General features: G+C 49.4%; 37 protein-coding genes. All 37 read right to left on the bottom strand.

What is annotated here, in order from left to right; translation table 11 throughout:
- Positions 1-26: 26 nt before the first annotated feature.
- On the bottom strand, positions 27-848 hold the full coding sequence (zapD, locus tag J1836_RS09740; RefSeq protein WP_207250909.1) for a cell division protein ZapD: 822 nt from the start codon (positions 846-848) through the stop codon (positions 27-29).
- A 60-nt stretch (positions 849-908) separates the two neighbouring features.
- Positions 909-1,508, bottom strand: a complete 600-nt coding sequence (gene coaE / locus J1836_RS09735) for a dephospho-CoA kinase (RefSeq protein ID WP_207250908.1) — start codon at positions 1,506-1,508, stop codon at positions 909-911.
- A 72-nt stretch (positions 1,509-1,580) separates the two neighbouring features.
- The gene (gene rpsT / locus J1836_RS09730; protein ID WP_093064516.1) at positions 1,581-1,847 is read right to left on the bottom strand and encodes a 30S ribosomal protein S20; all 267 of its coding nucleotides are present in this window, start codon (positions 1,845-1,847) and stop codon (positions 1,581-1,583) included.
- 87 nt (positions 1,848-1,934) lie between these two features.
- Complete coding sequence (locus tag J1836_RS09725; protein WP_207250907.1) at positions 1,935-2,789, bottom strand: ParB/RepB/Spo0J family partition protein; 855 nt, start codon at positions 2,787-2,789, stop codon at positions 1,935-1,937.
- A gap of 2 nt (positions 2,790-2,791) precedes the next feature.
- A complete protein-coding gene (locus J1836_RS09720; RefSeq protein ID WP_207250906.1) occupies positions 2,792-3,592 on the bottom strand; it encodes a ParA family protein in 801 nt (266 codons plus the stop codon).
- A 4-nt stretch (positions 3,593-3,596) separates the two neighbouring features.
- Positions 3,597-4,175, bottom strand: coding sequence for a 16S rRNA (guanine(527)-N(7))-methyltransferase RsmG (gene rsmG, locus J1836_RS09715; protein WP_207250905.1), 579 nt, complete (start codon positions 4,173-4,175; stop codon positions 3,597-3,599).
- Positions 4,176-4,178: 3 nt separating this feature from the next.
- Positions 4,179-6,050: a tRNA uridine-5-carboxymethylaminomethyl(34) synthesis enzyme MnmG gene (gene mnmG / locus J1836_RS09710; protein WP_207250904.1), complete on the bottom strand. Its 1,872-nt coding sequence runs from the start codon at positions 6,048-6,050 to the stop codon at positions 4,179-4,181.
- Between the two features lie 10 nt (positions 6,051-6,060).
- Positions 6,061-7,032, bottom strand: a complete 972-nt coding sequence (gene bioB, locus J1836_RS09705) for a biotin synthase BioB (protein ID WP_207250903.1) — start codon at positions 7,030-7,032, stop codon at positions 6,061-6,063.
- Positions 7,033-7,042: 10 nt separating this feature from the next.
- A complete protein-coding gene (locus J1836_RS09700; protein ID WP_207250902.1) occupies positions 7,043-7,423 on the bottom strand; it encodes a hypothetical protein in 381 nt (126 codons plus the stop codon).
- A 72-nt stretch (positions 7,424-7,495) separates the two neighbouring features.
- Positions 7,496-7,879: a 50S ribosomal protein L17 gene (rplQ, locus tag J1836_RS09695; RefSeq protein WP_093064501.1), complete on the bottom strand. Its 384-nt coding sequence runs from the start codon at positions 7,877-7,879 to the stop codon at positions 7,496-7,498.
- Between the two features lie 25 nt (positions 7,880-7,904).
- Complete coding sequence (locus tag J1836_RS09690) at positions 7,905-8,909, bottom strand: DNA-directed RNA polymerase subunit alpha (protein ID WP_207250901.1); 1,005 nt, start codon at positions 8,907-8,909, stop codon at positions 7,905-7,907.
- Between the two features lie 26 nt (positions 8,910-8,935).
- Complete coding sequence (rpsD, locus tag J1836_RS09685) at positions 8,936-9,556, bottom strand: 30S ribosomal protein S4 (RefSeq protein WP_207250900.1); 621 nt, start codon at positions 9,554-9,556, stop codon at positions 8,936-8,938.
- An 11-nt stretch (positions 9,557-9,567) separates the two neighbouring features.
- A complete protein-coding gene (rpsK, locus tag J1836_RS09680) occupies positions 9,568-9,972 on the bottom strand; it encodes a 30S ribosomal protein S11 (protein WP_207250899.1) in 405 nt (134 codons plus the stop codon).
- A 26-nt stretch (positions 9,973-9,998) separates the two neighbouring features.
- Complete coding sequence (gene rpsM, locus J1836_RS09675) at positions 9,999-10,355, bottom strand: 30S ribosomal protein S13 (RefSeq protein WP_207250898.1); 357 nt, start codon at positions 10,353-10,355, stop codon at positions 9,999-10,001.
- Positions 10,356-10,430: 75 nt separating this feature from the next.
- Positions 10,431-10,544 (bottom strand): 50S ribosomal protein L36, encoded by a 114-nt coding sequence (gene rpmJ, locus J1836_RS09670; RefSeq protein ID WP_202718481.1) that lies wholly within the window; start codon positions 10,542-10,544, stop codon positions 10,431-10,433.
- 26 nt (positions 10,545-10,570) lie between these two features.
- Entirely contained in the window at positions 10,571-11,920 is a 1,350-nt protein-coding gene (gene secY / locus J1836_RS09665; RefSeq protein WP_207250897.1) for a preprotein translocase subunit SecY, read from the bottom strand.
- A gap of 12 nt (positions 11,921-11,932) precedes the next feature.
- Positions 11,933-12,370, bottom strand: coding sequence for a 50S ribosomal protein L15 (rplO, locus tag J1836_RS09660; protein ID WP_207250896.1), 438 nt, complete (start codon positions 12,368-12,370; stop codon positions 11,933-11,935).
- A 1-nt stretch (position 12,371) separates the two neighbouring features.
- Complete coding sequence (rpmD, locus tag J1836_RS09655; RefSeq protein WP_207250895.1) at positions 12,372-12,560, bottom strand: 50S ribosomal protein L30; 189 nt, start codon at positions 12,558-12,560, stop codon at positions 12,372-12,374.
- Positions 12,561-12,563: 3 nt separating this feature from the next.
- On the bottom strand, positions 12,564-13,073 hold the full coding sequence (gene rpsE, locus J1836_RS09650; RefSeq protein ID WP_207250894.1) for a 30S ribosomal protein S5: 510 nt from the start codon (positions 13,071-13,073) through the stop codon (positions 12,564-12,566).
- 9 nt (positions 13,074-13,082) lie between these two features.
- Positions 13,083-13,436, bottom strand: a complete 354-nt coding sequence (gene rplR / locus J1836_RS09645; RefSeq protein WP_028489211.1) for a 50S ribosomal protein L18 — start codon at positions 13,434-13,436, stop codon at positions 13,083-13,085.
- A 12-nt stretch (positions 13,437-13,448) separates the two neighbouring features.
- Complete coding sequence (rplF, locus tag J1836_RS09640) at positions 13,449-13,985, bottom strand: 50S ribosomal protein L6 (RefSeq protein WP_207250893.1); 537 nt, start codon at positions 13,983-13,985, stop codon at positions 13,449-13,451.
- A gap of 14 nt (positions 13,986-13,999) precedes the next feature.
- Positions 14,000-14,395 (bottom strand): 30S ribosomal protein S8, encoded by a 396-nt coding sequence (rpsH, locus tag J1836_RS09635; RefSeq protein WP_202718488.1) that lies wholly within the window; start codon positions 14,393-14,395, stop codon positions 14,000-14,002.
- Positions 14,396-14,407: 12 nt separating this feature from the next.
- A complete protein-coding gene (gene rpsN / locus J1836_RS09630; protein ID WP_028489208.1) occupies positions 14,408-14,713 on the bottom strand; it encodes a 30S ribosomal protein S14 in 306 nt (101 codons plus the stop codon).
- A gap of 14 nt (positions 14,714-14,727) precedes the next feature.
- Complete coding sequence (gene rplE / locus J1836_RS09625) at positions 14,728-15,270, bottom strand: 50S ribosomal protein L5 (protein WP_207250892.1); 543 nt, start codon at positions 15,268-15,270, stop codon at positions 14,728-14,730.
- 8 nt (positions 15,271-15,278) lie between these two features.
- Entirely contained in the window at positions 15,279-15,599 is a 321-nt protein-coding gene (gene rplX / locus J1836_RS09620) for a 50S ribosomal protein L24 (protein ID WP_093064477.1), read from the bottom strand.
- A 28-nt stretch (positions 15,600-15,627) separates the two neighbouring features.
- Positions 15,628-15,996, bottom strand: coding sequence for a 50S ribosomal protein L14 (gene rplN, locus J1836_RS09615; RefSeq protein WP_028489205.1), 369 nt, complete (start codon positions 15,994-15,996; stop codon positions 15,628-15,630).
- A gap of 16 nt (positions 15,997-16,012) precedes the next feature.
- The gene (rpsQ, locus tag J1836_RS09610) at positions 16,013-16,288 is read right to left on the bottom strand and encodes a 30S ribosomal protein S17 (RefSeq protein WP_093064473.1); all 276 of its coding nucleotides are present in this window, start codon (positions 16,286-16,288) and stop codon (positions 16,013-16,015) included.
- A 2-nt stretch (positions 16,289-16,290) separates the two neighbouring features.
- Positions 16,291-16,488: a 50S ribosomal protein L29 gene (gene rpmC / locus J1836_RS09605; RefSeq protein WP_093064471.1), complete on the bottom strand. Its 198-nt coding sequence runs from the start codon at positions 16,486-16,488 to the stop codon at positions 16,291-16,293.
- Positions 16,488-16,901, bottom strand: coding sequence for a 50S ribosomal protein L16 (rplP, locus tag J1836_RS09600; RefSeq protein WP_028489202.1), 414 nt, complete (start codon positions 16,899-16,901; stop codon positions 16,488-16,490). Before rplP ends, rpmC begins: the two co-directional genes overlap by 1 nt.
- 12 nt (positions 16,902-16,913) lie before the next feature.
- On the bottom strand, positions 16,914-17,612 hold the full coding sequence (gene rpsC / locus J1836_RS09595) for a 30S ribosomal protein S3 (protein ID WP_207250891.1): 699 nt from the start codon (positions 17,610-17,612) through the stop codon (positions 16,914-16,916).
- 8 nt (positions 17,613-17,620) lie between these two features.
- A complete protein-coding gene (gene rplV, locus J1836_RS09590; RefSeq protein ID WP_207250890.1) occupies positions 17,621-17,953 on the bottom strand; it encodes a 50S ribosomal protein L22 in 333 nt (110 codons plus the stop codon).
- A 9-nt stretch (positions 17,954-17,962) separates the two neighbouring features.
- Positions 17,963-18,235 (bottom strand): 30S ribosomal protein S19, encoded by a 273-nt coding sequence (rpsS, locus tag J1836_RS09585; RefSeq protein ID WP_028489199.1) that lies wholly within the window; start codon positions 18,233-18,235, stop codon positions 17,963-17,965.
- 12 nt (positions 18,236-18,247) lie between these two features.
- A complete protein-coding gene (rplB, locus tag J1836_RS09580; RefSeq protein WP_207250889.1) occupies positions 18,248-19,075 on the bottom strand; it encodes a 50S ribosomal protein L2 in 828 nt (275 codons plus the stop codon).
- A gap of 14 nt (positions 19,076-19,089) precedes the next feature.
- Positions 19,090-19,383 (bottom strand): 50S ribosomal protein L23, encoded by a 294-nt coding sequence (gene rplW, locus J1836_RS09575; RefSeq protein ID WP_202718497.1) that lies wholly within the window; start codon positions 19,381-19,383, stop codon positions 19,090-19,092.
- The gene (gene rplD, locus J1836_RS09570; RefSeq protein WP_207250888.1) at positions 19,380-19,982 is read right to left on the bottom strand and encodes a 50S ribosomal protein L4; all 603 of its coding nucleotides are present in this window, start codon (positions 19,980-19,982) and stop codon (positions 19,380-19,382) included. The genes rplW and rplD overlap by 4 nt, the downstream gene beginning before the upstream one ends.
- Positions 19,983-19,993: 11 nt before the next feature.
- Positions 19,994-20,626 carry a 50S ribosomal protein L3 gene (gene rplC / locus J1836_RS09565; protein WP_207250887.1) on the bottom strand — a complete coding sequence of 211 codons (633 nt, stop codon included), beginning with the start codon at positions 20,624-20,626 and terminating at the stop codon, positions 19,994-19,996.
- A gap of 139 nt (positions 20,627-20,765) precedes the next feature.
- On the bottom strand, positions 20,766-21,077 hold the full coding sequence (gene rpsJ, locus J1836_RS09560; RefSeq protein ID WP_028489194.1) for a 30S ribosomal protein S10: 312 nt from the start codon (positions 21,075-21,077) through the stop codon (positions 20,766-20,768).
- Between the last annotated feature and the right edge of the window lie 111 nt (positions 21,078-21,188).

Here is a 21,188-nt window from a genome sequence, read left to right as displayed (position 1 = left end):
ATTGGATCAGCCATACATGGAAGGACTTAGAAAGAACACAACACCAAGGTGAAATGCACATCTTTCTGATTCTGCTTACCGCGTTCTGCCAACATATCAGCATTCACAAAACGCAAGGTAAAACGTTGTTTACCCGCGCTAATTTCAGGGTAATAGTCAACCGTACTCGGCAATTCCACCCGCATCATTTGATACGTCTTCCGCGCTTCCAACATGGATTGGTAGAAACCTTCTTTAGCGACTTCTTCGTGACGCTCGCCAAAATCACGCACGGTATTCAACAATTCTCGGGCAGCAGCATTAGCTGTTACATACGGCTCAATCCACTCACGCAGATCATCGACGCGCACATTAATCGCTTGCTCTTGCCAATAATGAAATAAAGGAATGTCAAAACCGTTTAAACCACCCGGCAAAGTGGAACGTTGCCGCAGGCTATTGAAAAACATATGATTTTTGAGGTGCTGTCCCAATTGACCGCGTTGTTGATACAACACGTCACTGTGGTAATTGAGTTTTTCTAGCACCGCATCTAAACGCACTGCATCCGCATTTTCACGACGCATTAACAGACGTGCCGACTGCCCCATGCGGTCAATTTCTTTGAGGATTTCACTTTTAACGTCGAGGCGGGCGGAGAGATTGTACAAATCCAAGAGCAAATGCAGTGCCGCTACCGTATCCTCTGGTTTGGGATCAGTAGAGATGTGGTATTGAAACCTTGCTGTTAGCAGCTCTAGCCGCATAAACAGGCGAATTTTCTCGTTCAGCGGTTGTTCATAACCAATCATGTGTGGCTCAGAAATTCGGCGGATGTTTTCACTTAACGGTTGTGCATAAATCATCATAAAATACTTTGCAAGCCCTATTGAATTACCTTTATACCAAAAAGCTAATAGAACAAGCAACTAAGCGTTTGAGATTCTGAGATATTGATTATTTAAATCATCAATTTTTTCATAAAAATCAGTAATTGATGAGGTATTGCTAATAATATCGTTCGCTTGCTGCAAACGCGTTTCACGCCCCAGTTGCGACTGCATAATCGACGTAATCACCGCATCGTCGCTGCCGTCACGCTGCTGAACACGCGTGCGTTGCTGGTCAGGTTGACAGTCGATGACCAGAATACGCTCGAAAAGTTGAGTATAGCCCTTTTCAAACAATAGCGGGACATCAACAATGACATAAGCACTGTCGCTGCAAGCGGCAATTTTGGAGAGAATGTCGGCGCGAATGCGCGGATGCAGAATAGACTCAAGTTGTTGCAAACGCACGGGGTCACTAAAGACCGTTTGCCGTAGCCACGCACGGTCAAGCGCACCATCGACTTGAAGTGCTTGAGTACCAAATAAACCAGCGATTTCCTGCAACGCAGGCTGCCCTATTGCCACGACTTCACGCGCAATAAGATCGGCTTCAATAACCGGCACACCGAGTTCTCGAAAACGTTGCACTGCTGTGGACTTACCACAGCCGATACCACCCGTTAAACCAACCTTTAGCATAAACCCCACACAAACGCGAAAGGCCGGTTGTTACATACCGGCCTTGAAAAACGCAGCAAACTAATCGAACGATTAAGCTTGCAGCGCTTTAATGTGTGCGTTCAGACGGCTTTTATGGCGTGCTGCTTTATTCTTGTGAATGATACCTTTGTCAGCAATGGAATCAATCACAGGCACAGCCGCTTGGTAAGCAGACAGGGCAGCTTCGCGGTCGCCAGCGTCGATAGCACGCAAGACATTTTTAATTTGTGTACGTAAACGCGTGCGCATATGACGGTTGTGCATACGGCTTACTTCGCTCTGGCGAACACGTTTCTTAGCTGAAGCTATGTTAGGCAAGGGTATTCTCCCGAAAAACCAATCCGAAAAACAAGGCGCGTATTATGCAGCGATTCGCCGCTCGCTTCAACACCTTGAGCATAAAATTTACTGAATATGACCGAGAATACCGTCGAGTTCGTCTAAACTGTTGTATTCAATGACCAATTTACCTTTTCCCGTGCGGTTGTAACGGATCGCCACTTTCGCACCAAGGGTATCTGTAAGGGTTTGTTCCAACTTCACCACATCAGGGGAAGGTTTAAACACGGTAACAGGCTTCTGCCCTGCTTCCAATAGACTTTGGACAAGACGTTCGGTTTCACGCACCGAAAGCTGTTGTTGTGCTACTTTTTGGGCGATGTCGACTTGTTGTTGCCCTTGCAACGCCAGTAAGGCACGGGCATGTCCCATTTCGAGCTGGCCTGCATCCACCAGTGCTTTGGTTTCTGCTTGCAACTCCAATAAGCGTAGCAAGTTCGTCACCGCTGCACGCGAACGCCCGACCGCCTCCGCCGTTTGCTGATGTGTCAGACCAAACTCATCAATCAGGCGACGCAAACCACTGGCTTCTTCTAGCGCATTCAGGTCTTCCCGCTGGATATTTTCGATCAGCGACATCGCTGCCACCGATTGATCAGGGACTTCGCGTACCACAGCAGGAATCGTATGCAGCCCCGCTAACTGCGACGCTCGCCAGCGGCGTTCACCCGCAATCAGCTCGTATTCGCCGCCACCGAGTTTGCGCACCACGATGGGTTGCACCAAACCTTGCGCTTTGATGGAATCGGCTAGCTCTTGCAAAGCATCAGGATTCATACGGGTACGCGGCTGATACTGACCGGGACGAATACGTTCGACCGGAAGCTGTTTCAACACGGTATCGTCAGACTGCTCGCCGTCGCCTCGAACGGAACTCAACAAAATGTCAAGACCGCGCCCCAGACTCGGTTTCTTTGCCATGCCTATTCTCCTGCCTGCTCACCCTCAGGGGCGAGCTTGCTACCATCCTTGCGCAACACTTCGGCCGCTAAGGCCAAGTATGCCAGCGCACCGCGTGAACCTTTGTCGTATTCCAGCACGGATAAACCGTGGCTCGGCGCTTCCGCCAAGCGGATATTGCGTGGAATAGCGGTATTGTAGACCTTGTTGCGAAAAAACGCGTGAATCTGCTCGGAGACATCCCGTGCCAAATTGCTGCGCGGGTCGTACATGGTACGTACCAACCCCATCACTTGCAGCTTAGGGTTGGCGGTCTGCGTAATGCGCTCAATCGTGCCGACCAAGGCGCTCAAGCCTTCCAACGCGTAGTATTCGCATTGCATGGGGATAATCACCCCATCCGCTGCCACCAGTGCATTCACGGTGAGCATATTGAGAGAGGGCGGGCAATCAATCAGGATGTAATCGTAATCATCGAGTAACGGTGCAAGCGCCTCACGCAAATGGTATTCACGCCGCTCGCGGTTCATCAGCTTCACTTCGGCGGTCGTCACATCGGGTGAACCGGGCAACACATGCAGCGAACTGTTGGGTAGTTCTTCCAAAATATCAGCGGCATGAGCTTCGCCCAACAGCACGTCTGTCAGAGTGACGGCTTGTCCGTGCTTTTCCAAACCAACGCCGGTAGTGGCATTGCCTTGTGGGTCTATGTCGACCAGTAACACACGGCGTTTCATGGCCGCGAGGGATGCTGCCAGATTCACAGTGGTCGTGGTTTTACCCACGCCGCCTTTCTGGTTGGCGATGGCGATAACTCGCGTCATGGATTTAGTCTCGCTGTATTTCCAAGAGATGCCGCTCGGCATCTAGACCGGGAACGTGCAGAGGGTGCTGTGCAGTGACGCACCAGCCTGCTGGGAGTTCTGCCAGTTCGCTGGCGGGGTAACGCCCCTTCATGGCGTAGAGGATACCATTTTCAGCGACGTGTTTGCCGGTAAAGGTCACGAAATCGTGTAATGAGGCAAACGCACGGCTAATAATCGCGTCAAAAGACGCAGCAGGCTGCCAACTTTCAACACGGGTTTGCACCACTTGCACATTCGGCAAACCTAGCTCCAACACGGCTTGCTGGATGAAACGGGTCTTTTTGCCGTTGGTGTCCAGCAAGGTGAATTGGCGTTCGGGTTGCAAAATCGCCAGCGGAATACCGGGCAAGCCTGCTCCACTACCCACATCCAAACACGTTGCGCCGTGCAAATACGGAGCAACACTGATGCTGTCAGCAATGTGGAGCGACTGCATTTCAGCAGGGTCACGCACGGCGGTCAGGTTGAACACTTTGTTCCAGCGTTGTAGCAATTGTAGGTAACGATTCAGTAACACTTTTTCGTGGGCATTCACATCCATGCCTCAACCCGCCTTTTTCAAGTGAACCAACAATAACGAAATGGCAGCGGGGGTAATCCCCGGTGTACGAGCGGCTTGCCCAATGGTCGCGGGACGCTGCATTTGCAATTTCTGGCGAACTTCGTTGGATAAACCGCGTACTTGGGCATAATCCAACCAATCGGGCAAGCGGGTTTCTTCGTTGCGGCGTTGTTTGGCGATTTCATCTTGCTGGCGGTCAATGTATCCGGCGTATTTGCACTGGATTTCAACTTGTTCCGCGACTTTTTCATCCATCACTGGGCTGCCGACGGCAGTTAAGCTGGTTAAAGCAGCGTAAGTGACGTTAGGGCGACGCAGTAGATCGTGTAGCTTATAATCGCGAGCCAATACGTCACCAAACACACGCTGACTGTCTTCCGCACTCACTGCTGTCGGTTGCAAGACAGTAGCACGCAAGCGTTGCTGTTCCAGCTCAATGGCTTCGCGCTTGTCGCAGAAGGCTGCCCAGCGCGTATCATCGACCAAGCCGAGTTCCCTGCCTGCTTCGGTCAGGCGCAAGTCGGCATTGTCTTCGCGCAATAACAAACGGTGTTCAGCGCGGCTCGTGAACATCCGGTAAGGTTCTTTCGTACCCAGCGTGATTAAATCGTCGACCAACACACCGAGGTATGCTTGATCACGGCGCAGATACCAACCGTCTTTTTCTTGGGCATACAAGCCCGCATTTAAGCCTGCGAGTAAACCCTGTGCGGCGGCTTCTTCGTAACCCGTCGTGCCATTGATTTGCCCTGCGAAAAACAACCCGCGCATCGCTTTAGTTTCCAATGTCTGCTTGAGATCACGCGGGTCAAAGAAATCGTATTCGATAGCGTAACCGGGGCGGGTAATGTGCGCATTTTCCAAACCCGCCATTGAACGGACTAACGCGTACTGCACGTCAAAAGGCAAGCTGGTGGAAATACCGTTGGGGTAAACTTCGTGCGTATCTAAGCCTTCGGGTTCAATAAAAATCTGATGGCGATCTTTATCGGCAAAGCGTACCACTTTGTCTTCAATTGACGGACAGTAGCGTGGCCCAATCCCCTCAATCACGCCGGTATACATCGGCGAACGGTCTAAGCCGCCACGGATAATCTCGTGCGTATCAGCATTGGTGTAGGTGATGTAGCACGAAATTTGCGGCGGGTGTTCCTCGACACTACCCAAGAACGAAAACACGGGCGTGGGGGTATCACCGGGCTGCGCTTCCATCTTGCTGAAGTCGATACTGCGGGCATCAATGCGTGGTGGTGTACCCGTTTTCAGGCGATCCACGCGGAATGGCAGTTCTCGTAAGCGCTGCGACAGGGCGATGGAGGGCGGATCACCAGCACGCCCACCGGCGTGATTGCTTAGACCGATATGGATTTTACCCGCAAGGAATGTCCCTGAGGTCAGTACGACGGCGCGGGCGGAAAAACTTAAACCCATTTGGGTGCGCACGCCGACGACTTTATCGCCCTCTACCAGCAAATCATCCACCGCTTGTTGGAACAGATGGAGATTGGGCTGATTTTCGACGATGGTGCGAATCGCGGATTTGTAGCGAATACGGTCAGCTTGGGCGCGAGTTGCCCGTACCGCTGCGCCTTTGCTCGAATTGAGGGTGCGGAATTGGATGCCACCACGGTCAGCAGCGTGCGCCATTGCACCACCCATTGCGTCAACTTCCTTGACCAGATGCCCTTTGCCAATGCCGCCAATGGCGGGGTTGCAACTCATCGCACCAATGGTTTCGATATTGTGGGTCAACAGCAACGTGCGCTGCCCCATGCGGGCGGCGGCAAGAGCGGCTTCTGTTCCGGCGTGTCCGCCACCGATAACGATGACATCGTAGGCTTGTGGGTAGTGCATGATGCGCTCCTTACATGTGAACACTGCCAGCCTGCCCTGCTTCCGCCTGAATCCCCAAGCGGGCAAACAGTTGCTGGTCATGACTTTCGCCGGGGTTGTCGGTGGTCAACAATTTGTCGCCGTAAAAGATCGAGTTCGCACCCGCAAAGAAGCACCATGCCTGCATTTCATCCGTCATCTCGGCACGACCAGCGGAGAGACGCACGTAGGATTTCGGCATCATGATCCGCGCAGCAGCGACGGTGCGAATGAATTCAAACGGGTCGAGTTTTTCCACCCCCGCCAGTGGCGTACCTTCGATCTTCACCAAATCGTTGATGGGGACAGATTCGGGATGGAATTTCATGTTGGCAAGTTGTTGCAACAAACGCGCCCGATCCACACGGGTTTCGCCCATCCCCAAAATACCGCCCGAACAAACGTTGATACCGGCATTACGCACATGCTCTAGTGTATCCAAGCGATCCTGGAAGGTGCGGGTAGAAATAACATTACCGTAGAATTCTGGCGAGGTATCGAGATTATGGTTGTAATAATCCAAACCCGCGTCTTTAAGGCTATTGGCTTGCCGATCGTTGAGCATTCCCAAGGTCACGCAAGTTTCCAAGCCCATCCCCTTCACCGCTTGCACCATTTCGATCACACGTTCAAGGTTTTTGTCAGTAGGATTACGCCATGCGGCTCCCATGCAGAAACGGGTTGCGCCGTGTGCTTGCGCTGTTTTGGCGGAGTCGATGACTTCTTGCAACGGCAGCAAGGTTTCGCGTTCGAGCGAGGTATCATGTTTGGCACTTTGCGAACAATAGCCGCAATCTTCTGGGCAAGCCCCCGTTTTAATGCTTAACAGTGTGCTAACTTGCACCTGATTCGTGGGGAAATGCTCGCGATGCACTTGATGCGCCTTAAACATTAGGTCGCTAAACGGCATTGCTAACAAGGCGTTGATTTCTTCGACGCGCCAATCATGACGTAATTCAGACATTTTCCACTCCTCAGTGGGACGATTTAACCGTATCGTGCCATTCTTCACGGTTGATTCGCAGGATTTGACGAATAGACAATGGCACTAATACAACAACACAAATAATCCACAATGCCCACCACCAATTCACGAAAAAATCACCAGGGGCAAACGTCAATACGGGCACTAAGCCACCCGCCAACCCATAGTAATGGTAAGTGGCGATCTGCGTGTAATAGCCTACTCGCGGATTGGGATTATGGCGAAGCAAGGCGTAAACGAGTATTCCAGCCCCAAACCACAAAATAAAGATGGGAAAAGGAATCAACACTGAAAGAATGTTGCCGTAATAAAAGATTTTGGCGGTTTTGCGTGCGCTCGCGGAGGTCACGACTTGCGGATTCTTGTCCATACTATCCCCTGAATATGAGAAACGCAAAAAGGCCGAACAATGTCGGCCTTTCAGGAAGCATGAAGCGTTTGCTTACTCTGCTGCGGCTTGCGCAGCATCTGCCTCATCAACCAGTGCAACGTAAGCCATCGGCGCATTATCACCGGCACGGAAACCGCACTTGATGATACGTAAATAACCACCTTGACGCTCTTTAAAACGAGGGCCGAGGTCATTGAACAGTTTGCCGACGACTTCTTTATCACGCAGGCGTGAGAAAGCGATACGGCGGTTGTGAACAGAGTCTTCTTTCGCACGAGTGATCAGTGGCTCCGCTACACGGCGCAATTCTTTGGCCTTTGGCAGAGTTGTTTTGATCGTCTCGTGACGAAGCAGTGAGTTAGTCAAAGCTTGCAGCAGGGCTTTACGGGCGCTGCTATCGCGGCTTAATTGACGACCAGTATTACGGTGACGCATCTTCTATATCCTTCAAAACCCGTGGTTAAGCCACTTTGCTGTCACGGTGATCAAGACCTGCCGGTGGCCAGTTATCTAACTTAGCTCCCAGTGTCAAACCATGCTGTGCCAGCACATCTTTAATTTCAGTCAGAGACTTTTTGCCCAGATTCGGTGTCTTCAGCAGTTCAGTCTCAGTACGTTGTACTAGATCACCGATGTAGAACAGGTTCTCTGCTTTGAGGCAGTTCGCTGAACGTACAGTCAGCTCCAGATCGTCAACCGGACGCAACAGAATCGGGTCAATCTCTGGCTGAGATTCTTCACGACGGACAGGTTCTTCGATACGTAGATCAAAGAACACAGCCAATTGCTGTTGAAGAATCTGTGCTGCCATTCCAATGGATTCTTCCGCGTTAACGGAACCATTGGTCTGGATTTCCAGCACCAGCTTGTCCATGTCAGTACGCTGCTCAACACGGGCACTGTCTACGTTGTAGGCAACACGCGTGATTGGGCTGTAGCTTGCATCCAATACCAGTGTGCCTAACGGCAGTTCTGGTGAATCGGGGCCGCGGCGTACAGAAGCTGGCTGATAGCCACGACCACGGGTAATGGTCAGGCTCATTTCCAGCTCAGAATCGTCCTTGGTGATGTGTGCAATAACATGATCTGGATTAATGATGTCAACATCATGATCGCGTTCAATGTCCGCTGCTGTTACAACGCCTTTACCTTTTTTCTTCAGGGTCAAGGTTGCTTCATCACGCGCATTGAGACGAATTGCCAGATTTTTGAGATTCAACAGAATCTCAACCACGTCTTCTTGCACACCTTCGATACTGGTGTATTCATGTACCACACCGGTAATCTGCACTTCAGTCACAGCGCTGCCCGGAATAGAGGACAGCAAGATGCGCCGCAGTGCATTACCCAACGTGTGACCAAAACCGCGCTCTAATGGCTCAAGCGTAATGCGATAGGTGTTTAAACCTGTCTCTTGCACATGAACATTGCGTGGTTTCAGCAATTCTGTTGTCTTCGAGGTCATACTTTTCCTCTCGAACGAATCAATGATTACTTGGAGTACAATTCCACGATCAGTGATTCATTAATTTCGGCTGGCAGGTCGCTACGGTCTGGTACTGATTTAAACGTACCGGACAATCCTTTGACATCAACTTCAACCCATGATGGGAAGCCAAGTTGTTCCGCTACAGCGACAGAGTCCTGTATACGAATTTGCTTTTTGGATTTTTCACGAACAGCTACGACGTCACCAGATTTAACCTGATAGGACGGGATATTCACCGACTGACCATTGACTGTGATAGATTTGTGGCTAACCAGTTGGCGGGATTCAGCGCGGGTAGAACCGTAACCCATACGGTAAACGACGTTATCCAGACGGCATTCCAGCAATTTCAACAGGTTTTCACCCGTAGAACCTTTGCGGCGTGCAGACTCTTTAAAGTAGTTACTGAACTGACGTTCGAGTACACCGTACATACGGCGAACTTTTTGCTTTTCGCGCAACTGCACACCGTAGTCAGACAAACGGGCTTTATTTTCGCCGTGCTGACCAGGAACTTTATCCAGTTTGCATTTCTTTTCGAGGGAAACACTGCGACTTTTCAGGAAAAGATCAGTGCCTTCGCGTCTGCTCAGTTTGCAGGTAGGGCCAATATAACGTGCCATATGACTATCTCCTACACACGACGTTTCTTAGGTGGACGGCAGCCGTTGTGCGGGATCGGCGTTACATCCACAATGCTATTAATCCTGAAGCCAACGCTATTCAGGGCACGCACAGCGGATTCGCGACCAGGACCTGGACCTTTAACTTCAACATCAAGGTTCTTCAAACCATAATCCTTCGCTGCATTACCCGCACGTTCCGCAGCAACCTGTGCAGCAAACGGGGTGCTTTTACGTGAACCACGAAAACCTGAACCACCGGAGGTAGCCCATGCCAGCGCATTGCCTTGGCGGTCTGTGATAGTCACAATAGTGTTATTAAATGATGCATGGACGTGTGCAACACCGTCAGTGACAGTTTTCTTGATCTTCTTGCGAAGATTAACAGTTGCACCTTTTCTAGGCTGTCTTGCCATTACTTACTCTACCTGCAATCGATGTATTATTTGCGAATAGGACGACGCGGCCCTTTACGGGTACGCGCATTGGTCTTGGTACGCTGACCGCGCATCGGTAGACCACGTCTGTGACGGATGCCACGATAGCAACCCATGTCCATCAAACGTTTGATGCTCATGGAAACTTCACGACGCAAATCGCCTTCAACTAGGAGCTTTCCTACCTCAAGACGAAGACGTTCAACTTGATCTTCACTCAGGTCACGAATTTTGGTGCTTGACACAACATCCGCCGCCTTACAAATGTCAATAGCACGTGGACGACCAACGCCATAAATGGCGGTCAAACCGATCACTACGTGTTTATTAACAGGAAGATTGATACCCGCAATACGAGCCATTAAAATCTCTCCAGACTACCGGGAAAACGGGCGATTGTGCCAGAACCCCTTTTAATTATCAACCTAAATCGACTCTTAACCTTGACGCTGTTTGTGGCGTGGGTCAGAACAGATAATACGAACTACACCGTGCCTGCGAACAACGCGGCAGTTACGGCACAATTTTTTAACTGAAGCTCGAACCTTCATGATAAAAACCTCTCGAAATGATCAAATCAGCGCACAGTGCCGGGGCGTGTCTGCGCTTTGAAATTGGCCTTTTTCATCAGACCTTCGTATTGGTGTGACATCATGTGCGCTTGTAATTGAGACAAAAAGTCCATGACCACAACCACGATGATCAGCAGCGAAGTACCCCCAAAATAGAAGGGAACTTTCCAGACCAGAATCAGAAATTCAGGCAGCAGACAGACCAATGTAATGTAGATAGCACCAACTGCGGTTAAGCGAGTCATGACACCATCAATATATTTAGATGTTTGTTCACCGGGTCTAATGCCGGGGATAAATGCACCTGCTTTCTTCAAATTTTCAGCGGTTTCACGCGAGTTGAAAACCAAGGCTGTGTAGAAGAAGCAGAAGAATACAATAGCTGTGGCATAAAGCAAGACATAAACCGGCTCACCCGGCTTTAACATGTCAAAGAAGCCTTTCAACCAGCCCATACCAGACGCATTCCCAAACCATTGACCCAATGTCGCCGGAAACAGAATGATACTGGAAGCAAAAATCGGTGGGATAACCCCTGCCATATTGAGCTTTAAGGGTAAGTGACTGGACTGCCCTTGCATCATCTTACGACCTTGTTGACGATTGGCATAGTTCACCGTAATACGGCGTTGCCCACGTTCAACGAAAATAACCAATGCCGTCACTGCCAAAACCAGCGATAACAAACCAATGACAAATAAAGAATGCAGCTCGCCAGTATTAACCAGTTCCAATGTGCCACCAATCGCAGCAGGCAAACCAGCAACGATACCCGCAAAAATAATCAAGGAGATACCATTACCAATGCCACGCTCAGTAATCTGCTCGCCCAACCACATCAAAAACAGCGTACCTGTTACCAGTGTAACTACCGTTGTAATGGTAAAGCCGATACCTGGGTTCAACGCAATTGTTTGACCATTACCAGCATCCGTACCACCTAACGCAATCGCCACACCAAAGCTCTGGAACAAAGCAAGAACGACCGTACCATAACGCGTATACTGAGTAATTTTACGACGACCCGATTCCCCTTCTTTCTTAATTTGCTCGAAAGTAGGAATCACGGTTGCCATCAACTGCATGATGATGGAAGCCGAAATGTACGGCATAATACCTAGCGCAAATATACTCAAGCGCTGCAATGCACCGCCTGAAAACATGTTAAAGACACCAAGGATTGTGCCGTTATTCTGGTCGAAAAATTGCGCCATCGCTGCGGGGTTTACACCCGGAACAGGGATATAAGTACCAATCCGGTAAACGATCAACGCCAGCAGTACAAAAACTAACCGCTGGCGAATCTCGACCATATTTCCGAAGCCCCCAAGGGAACCTGTAGGGTTCTTGCGCATATTTTTTATCCGTTATTCTTCGATTTTGCCGCCTGCTGCTTCGATAGCGGCACGTGCGCCCTTAGTCACGCCAACACCCTTTACAGTGACTGCTTTCGCAACTTCACCAGAAAGAATGATTTTAGCTTGTAAGGTACGCGCATCAACCACATTCGCAGCAATCAGACCAGCCAGATCAATAACATCGCCTTCGATCTGAGCCAACTCGCCCAAACGAACTTCAGCGGTGCGCTGACCAATGCGTGAAGTAAAGCCAAACTTAGGCAGACGACGATGCATCGGCATCTGACCACCCTCGAAGCCCTTACGGTGATGGAAACCACCTTTACGAGACTTTTGACCTTTGTGACCACGACCAGCAGTCTTACCTAGACCAGAGCCAATACCACGGCCTACACGGGTACGCTCAGGGCGGCTACCTAATTCAGGTTGTAGCGTATTCAATTTCATCTTAAGCTTCCTCAACCTTGAGCATGTAAGAAATCTTATTGATCATGCCACGGTTTTCAGGGGTATCAATCACAGTAATAGCATTGTGAATCTTACGGATACCAAGACCACGCGCACACTGCTGATGCGCTTTCAAGCGACCATTCAGACTGCGGTATAACGTCACTTTGAGTTGTTTCGCGGAAGTCATTGTTTACCCCTTAATGTCTGCAATGGCTTTACCACGTTTCGCCGCAATCATTTCAGGTGATTGCATTGAACCCAGTGCAGCGATAGTAGTACGCACCACATTGCCTGCATTACGTGTACCTTGGCATTTGGAGAGTACGTTACGTACCCCCGCAACTTCTAGAACTGCACGCATCGCACCACCGGCGATAACGCCTGTACCTTCAGAAGCTGGCTGCATGTAAATGCGTGCTGCGCCCTGTTCGTATTTGATAGGGTATTGCAAGGTACCGTCTACCAAAGAAACTGTCACCATGTTACGACGTGCTTGATCCATTGCTTTTTGAATAGCAGCAGGCACTTCACGCGCCTTACCGTAACCAAAACCAACGCGACCATTACCATCGCCCACTACGGTTAACGCAGTGAAACTCATGATACGACCACCCTTAACGGTCTTAGCAACGCGGTTAACTTTAACCAACTTTTCTTGCAAGCCGTCGGACGGTGCTGATGTATGTTCTGCCTTCGCCATGATAAATCCTTAGAATTTCAGACCGGCTTCACGAGCGCTATCTGCCAGCGCCTTGATGCGACCATGATATTTAAAACCAGAGCGATCAAAAGCAACCGCGTCAATACCTTTTGCCAATGCACGCTCAGCAACCAACTTACCGACTGCGATAGCAGCGGCGACGTTGCCGGTGTAGTCCAGACCTGCTTTCAGGTCTTTATCCAGCGTGGAAGCTGAAGCCAGCACTTGAGAACCATCAGAAGTCACCACTTGTGCATAGATATGCAGAGAAGTACGGTGAATACTCAGACGGTTAACACGCAACTCACGCATTTTCATGCGGCTACGCTTACCACGACGGATGCGGGATGTTTTCTTGTCCATCTTTAGTTCACCTTACTTCTTCTTGGTCTCTTTACGCAGAATAACTTCGTCTGAATACTTCACACCTTTGCCTTTGTAAGGCTCTGGTGGACGGTATGCACGAACTTCTGCCGCAACTTGACCAACTTTCTGCTTATCGCTACCACGGATCAGAATTTCTGTCTGACTAGGGGTCTCGACCGTAATGCCTTCTGGCATATCGTGTACCACAGGGTGGGAGAAACCCAAGCTGAGATTTAATTTATTGCCTTGCGCTTGGGCACGATAACCGACCCCGACCAACTGCAATTTTTTCTCAAAGCCTTGGCTAACGCCAATCACCATGTTGTTTGCCAATGCGCGTGTAGTACCCGCTAATGCCCAACCGGCAGAATCGCCGTCACGCTTAGCTTTAAACTTCAGTACATTGTCTTCTTGTGAAACTTCTACGGCATCGTGCACTGCGAAATCAAAAGAGCCTTTGCCACCTTTGACTTTCAGGCTTTGCCCGCTAATGCTGACTTCTACGCCTTGTGGCACAGTCAGCGCTTTCTTTGCAATTCTAGACATTTCAAAGCCCGCCTTTATTCAACCGTGCAAATGACTTCGCCGCCCTGACCAGAAGCCTTGGCTACGCGACCACTCATGACACCTTTGGATGTGGAAACGATAGAAACACCGTAGCCACCCATAACTGTCGGCAGTTCATCTGCACCACGGAAAATACGCAAACCGGGACGGCTAATGCGCTTCACTTTAGTGATAACTGGCTTGCCTTGAAAATACTTCAGCTTAACTGTTGTAACAGGCTTGCCATCAACTGCATCTGTTGCAAACTCAGCAACATAGCCTTCACTTTGTAATACTTCTAGAATTGCCGTTTTCTGTTTAGAAGACGGAAATTTAACGCTCGCCTTAGTTGCCATTTGACCGTTACGAATGCGGGTCAGCATGTCGGCGATAGGATCACTCATACTCATTTTGTTTCTCCCTTACCAACTTGCTTTGGTCAAACCAGGCACATCGCCACGCATCGCAGCTTCGCGCAATTTATTACGGCACAGGCCGAATTTGCGGTAAACGGCATGTGGACGACCGGTCAGACGGCAACGGGTCATTTGACGAACCGGGCTGCTGTCACGTGGTAACTTTTGCAACTTTTCGTTTGCTTCCATCACAGCTTCAAACGAGCTGTCAGGGCTGCTAATGATAGCTTTTAGTTCATCACGCTTAGCTGCGAATTTTGCGACAGCAGCAGTACGGCGTGTTTCACGAGCGATCATGGATTTCTTAGCCATGTGATCTTATCCTCTTACTGCTGACGGAAAGGGAATTTGAATGCTTCGAGCAGTGCCTTCCCTTCTTCGTTGTTTTTTGCGGTGGTCGCAATCGTAATATTCATACCACGCAGCACATCAATTTTGTCGTACTCGATCTCTGGGAAGATGATCTGTTCTTTGATGCCCATGTTGTAGTTGCCACGTCCATCAAATGCACGGGCATTGAGACCACGAAAGTCACGGATACGGGGGATGGAAATATTAACGAGACGATCAATGAACTCGTACATTTTTTCGCCACGAAGCGTTACCATGCAGCCAATCGGCCAACCGTCACGAATTTTGAAACCCGCAACTGATTTACGACTCAATGTCACCACAGGTTTTTGACCCGCGATTTTAGACATATCACCCGTTGCATGTTCAATAATTTTTTTATCACCGACAGCTTCACCTAAACCCATGTTCAGGCTGACTTTTACCAACTTCGGCACTTCCATCACATTGTTGTACCCGAACTTGTCCATCAATTCCTTGATGACAGTATCGCGGTAATACTGTTGCAGTCTCGACATTTTACACCTTAAGCGTCTACGCGCTCACCATTGGACTTAAAGACACGGATTTTCTTACCATCGTCCAGGAGCTTGAATCCAACGCGGTCACCCTTGCCAGTAGCAGGGTTGACCAGCATCACATTTGAAGTATCCATCGGCATTTCTTTTTCAATAATGCCACCTTGAACACCTGCATTTGGGTTAGGCTTAACGTGTTTTTTAACACGATTAATACCTTGAACCAAAACCTTACCTTCGTCTACCAACACCTGCATGATCTTGCCGCGACGGCCTTTATCTTTGCCGGTGATGACAACTACTTCGTCATTGCTGCGAATTTTACGCATTTCGTCACCTACTTCTGTCGTTGCAGTCTTACAGCACTTCAGGTGCCAGAGAAATAATCTTCATGAACTTTTCACCACGCAATTCGCGTGTGACAGGCCCAAAAATACGTGTGCCGATGGGGTCGAGCTTGTTGTTCAGCAAGACTGCGGCATTATTGTCAAAACGGATCTTAGAACCGTCATTACGACGTACACCGTGGGCAGTACGCACGATCACAGCGTTGTAGACATCGCCTTTCTTGACCTTACCACGCGGAATCGCATCTTTGATGCTGACTTTGATGATGTCACCAATGCCTGCATAACGACGATGAGAACCGCCCAGAACTTTGATGCACATAACTCGTTTGGCACCACTATTATCTGCAACTAGCAGAATGGATTGCATCTGGATCATTTACGTTCTCCGTCCCTTATGCTTGGCCTGGGGCGCGTTCAACAACTTTGATCAAGGTCCAGTGCTTTGTTTTAGACAAAGGACGGCATTCCTTGAACATTACGGTATCACCTTCACGACATTCATTGTTTTCGTCGTGAACATGGTATTTTTTAGAACGCTTAATGAACTTACCGTACATCGGGTGCTTTACTTGACGTTCCATCAGCACCACAATTGACTTGTCCATCTTGTTACTGACTACACGACCCATCAGGCTGCGTTCAACTTTTGCTTCTTCGCTAACAGTCATCGTTATTCACCTGCCACTTGCTTTTGTGCAAGCACTGTCTTGATACGGGCAATCTGACGACGCACACGCTTCACTTCGGAAGGACGTGATAACTGGCCAGCGGCTTTTTGCATACGCAGCTTGAACTGCTCCTTCAGGTTTTCTACCAGCTCGGCTTTAAGCTCAGTAGCTGATTTTTGCTTAAGTTCTGCTGCGTTCATCACATCACCTGACGGGAAACAAATGTAGTCTTAACCGGCAGCTTTGCAGAGGCAAGACGGAAAGCCTCGCGTGCAATTTCTTCTGCCACACCTTCAATTTCGTAGAGAACCTTGCCAGGCTGAACCAGTGCCACCCAGTATTCAACGTTCCCTTTACCTTTACCTTGACGAACTTCCAACGGCTTTTTGCTGATTGGCTTGTCCGGGAACACGCGAATCCAGATTTTACCGCCACGACGTACATAACGGTTGATAGCACGACGTGCCGATTCAATTTGACGTGCCGTCAAGCGACCGCGTTCTACCGTTTTTAGTCCGAAATCGCCGAAGCTGACTTTGCTGCCCGCCAATGCCAGACCACGATTGCGGCCTTTCATCTGTTTGCGGAATTTGGTTCTCTTGGGTTGTAACATCTCAAACCTCTATCACTTCTTCTTTCTGCCTTGGCCTTGATTCTGGCTTTGGCTAGATTGCTGTTTCTGTTCCAGGTCGAAGACTTCGCCCTTGTAGATCCAAACTTTCACACCGATGATACCATAGGTGGTGAGAGCTTCCGCAGTTGCATAGTCGATGTCAGCACGCAGCGTATGAAGCGGCACACGACCTTCACGGAAAAACTCAGTCCGCGCGATTTCTGCACCATTCAAACGACCTGCCACACAAACTTTGATGCCTAACGCACCTAAGCGCATCGCGTTCGCAACAGCACGCTTCGCAGCGCGGCGGAACATGATACGACGCTCAAGCTGGCTAGCAATGCTTTCCGCAACCAATTGAGAATCCAATTCAGGCTTACGAATTTCTTCGATATTCAGCTTCACGTTATTGACGTGCAAGCCCAGCTTTGCAGCCGTTTCTGCGCGGAGCTTCTCAATATCTTCGCCCTTCTTACCAATAACCACACCCGGACGCGCCGTGTGAATGGTAATGAATGCAGATTTTGCAGGACGCTCAATTTGAATGCGACTAACCGAAGCTTCTTTCAGCTTCTTTTTCAAGAATGTGCGCACTTCCAAATCTTTAAATAGGAAGTCGGCATAATCCTTGCCTTCAGCGTACCACTTAGAGCGCCAGTCGGTGGCGATACCAAGACGGATACCGGTTGGATGTACTTTCTGACCCATACTAAACCTTACTTCTCGCCTACAGCGACGGTAATGTGACTGGTGCGCTTCAGGATGCGGTTAGCACGACCTTTAGCACGCGGCATGATACGCTTCATGGTTGGACCTTGATCAACGAATACGCACTTAATGCACAATTCGTCCACATCGGCACCGTCATTGTGTTCAGCGTTAGCAATCGCAGACTCCAGAACTTTCTTCAGCATCGCCGCACCTTTCTTCGGGCTAAACGCCAGAATATTCAGTGCTTTGTCCACCGGCAGTCCACGAATCTGATCAGCGACCAGTCGGCACTTCTGAGGTGAAATACGCGCAAAACGCAAATGTGCTGCAATTTCCATTTCGACCTCTTACTTCGACTTCTTGTCGGCAACGTGACCACGGTAAGAACGGGTCAGTGCAAACTCACCCAACTTATGGCCTACCATATTTTCATTAACCAGCACCGGAACATGCTGCTTGCCGTTGTGTACTGCCACTGTCAAGCCGATAAATTCGGGCAGGATCATGGAGCGGCGTGACCATGTTTTGATTGGACGACGATCGTTAGCTGCTTTAGCGGTTTCGATCTTCTTCATCAGATGATGGTCAACGAAAGGACCTTTTTTGAGTGAACGTGGCACTGTTTAATCCTCTTACTTCTTGTTCCGGCGACGGACAATCATATTGTCAGTGCGTTTGTTGCTACGAGTCTTGTAACCCTTGGTTGGAACACCCCAAGGAGTAACAGGGTGACGACCACCAGATGTACGACCTTCACCACCACCGTGTGGATGGTCTACTGGGTTCATGACCACACCACGGACGGTAGGACGAACACCACGCCAGCGCTTCGCACCAGCTTTACCTAGCTTAATCAGACCATGCTCAGAGTTACCGACTTCACCAACCGTCGCACGGCAGTCAATTGGAACTTTACGCATCTCGCCTGAACGCAGACGAATGGTAGCATAAGCACCTTCACGCGCTACTAATTGAGCAGAAGCACCCGCACTACGCGCTAATTGAGCACCTTTGCCGATTTTCATTTCAATGCAGTGAATTACGCTACCCACAGGGATGTTGCGCATTGGCAGGCAGTTACCAGCAGCAATCGGCGCATGAACACCAGAAATAACATCTGCACCGGCACTTAAGCCTTTAGGTGCGATGATATAACGACGTTCACCATCGGCATACAACAGCAATGCAATGTTAGCACTACGGTTAGGGTCATACTCCAAACGCTCAACACGCGCCGGAATATCATCTTTACGACGCTTAAAATCAATAAGACGGTAGTGCTGACGATGACCACCACCTACATGACGAACTGTAATACGACCGGTGTTATTACGACCACCACTCTTACGCTTGTTTTCTAACAAACTCTTACAAGGTTCGCCCTTATGTAATTCTTTGTTAACAACCTTAACCTGGAAGCGACGCCCTGGGGAGGTTGGTTTTGCCTTAACGACTGCCATGATTCACCCTTGCCTTATTCCGCTGCCGCATCCAGAGAGAAACCTTCGGACAGGCTAATATAAGCCTTTTTCCAGTCGTTACGCTGACCGCCACGACGCCCAAAGTTCTTCTGCTTGCCTTTCATGTTGATGGTGCGAACCTTATCAACTTTGACTTCAAATAAAGTCTCGACAGCATCCTTGATTTCTTGTTTGGTCGCTGTTTTAGCAACCTTAAACACGTACTGGTTTGCTTTTTCAGTAGCACGGACAGTTTTTTCTGTCACACGCGGCGCAACCAAAACATGATAGAGACGTTCTACACTCATGCCAGCCACTCCTGAATTTTGCTTACTGCACCCGTTGTCACCACAACCTTCTGATGACCTACCAAGCTAACCGGATTCAAACCCGCAACCGTAGTAACTTCACAGTAAGGGATGTTGCGAGCAGACAGCAACACATTAACATCATCTACATCAGACACCAGCAGCACATCATTAGAACCATACTCTTTCAGCTTTGCCAGCATTAATTTGGTTTTAGGTTCTTCAATATTAAAAGAATCCACCACCAAGAAACGGTCTTGACGCAACAATTCAGAGAAAATCGCCCGCATAGCTGCGCGGTACATTTTCTTATTCAGCTTCTGCGTGAAGTCACGGGGACGTGCTGCAAAAGACTTACCACCTGTACGCCACAATGGGCTACGGATACTACCTGCACGTGCGCGACCAGTGCCTTTCTGTTTGAAAGGCTTACAGCCACCACCGCTCACATCAGAACGCGTCTTTTGTGCTTTAGTACCCGCACGACCTGCTGCCATATAAGCAACAACCGCCTGATGCACCAGACCTTCGTTAAACTCGCGCGCAAAAATCTCATCGCTTACCGCGACAGAGCCACCATTTGCAATCTGTAATTCCATTGCTGCCACCTTTATGCCTTGACCGACAGCTTGACAACCACATCGCCGTTAGTAGCGCCTGGAACAGCACCCTTAACTAACAACAGATTGCGCTCAGCGTCTACACGTACCACTTGCAGATTCTGGGCAGTACGCTGTACAGCACCCATATGACCAGCCATTTTTTTGCCTGGGAATACCCGGCCTGGCGTTTGGTTCTGACCAATGGAACCCGGAACCCGGTGTGACAAAGAGTTACCATGTGTGCGGTCTTGACCAGCAAAATGATGACGCTTCAAAACACCAGCAAAACCTTTACCTTTGCTAACGCCAGTCACATCAACCATTTGACCTGCCTCAAACATGCTTACTGCAAGCTCAGCACCCAGTTCGTAACCTGACGCATCTTCAATACGCGACTCACGAACACAAGTACCGGCAGGCACACCTGCTTTGGCAAAATGACCAGCTTCCGACTTGGAAACGCGGGAAGACTTTTTCTCGCCTGTAGACAACTGAATAGCACTATAGCCATCCGTTTCTACCGTCTTGACTTGTGATACACGGTTCGCCGCAATCTCAAGCACAGTGACGGGGGTTGAACCTCCATCTTCACCGTATATCCGGGTCATACCTACTTTGCGACCCAGCAGACCGATAGCCATTTGCATACCTCTTCGAATTACTCACACCGAGCAACTTTCATTCTATACTTCTAGAAAAACTCGGCTCGACATGAGTCGAGCCGTGGAAAGCCGCGCATTATAGCAGAAAATCTTCTGCCGTCTATGATCTTTTTACAAATCAGTTAAGCTTGATTTGCACGTCAACGCCCGCAGCCAAATCCAGCTTCATCAGGGCATCAACAGTCTTGTCAGTCGGATCAATAATATCCATCAGACGCTTGTAAGTACGGATCTCATACTGGTCACGCGCATCTTTATCAACATGCGGAGAAACCAGAATGGTGTAACGTTCGATACGTGTAGGCAAAGGGATTGGCCCTTTGACACGTGCACCTGTCCGCTTGGCTGTTTCGACGATCTCAGTCGCAGAACGGTCAATCAGACGATGATCGAATGCTTTCAGGCGAATACGGATTCTTTGATCAGACATAACTATTACTCAATAATTTTAGCAACAACATCGGTGCCGACAGTACGACCACCTTCACGGATCGCAAAACGCAGACCGTTTTTCATTTCAAATGCACATAGTACCGACACT

It is taken from the genome of Thiothrix fructosivorans (assembly GCF_017349355.1).
In the GTDB taxonomy this organism is placed as follows: Bacteria; Pseudomonadota; Gammaproteobacteria; order Thiotrichales; family Thiotrichaceae; genus Thiothrix; species Thiothrix fructosivorans.
Note: the sequence above shows the minus strand (reverse complement) of the source record. Positions and strands in the feature narration are given on the sequence as shown.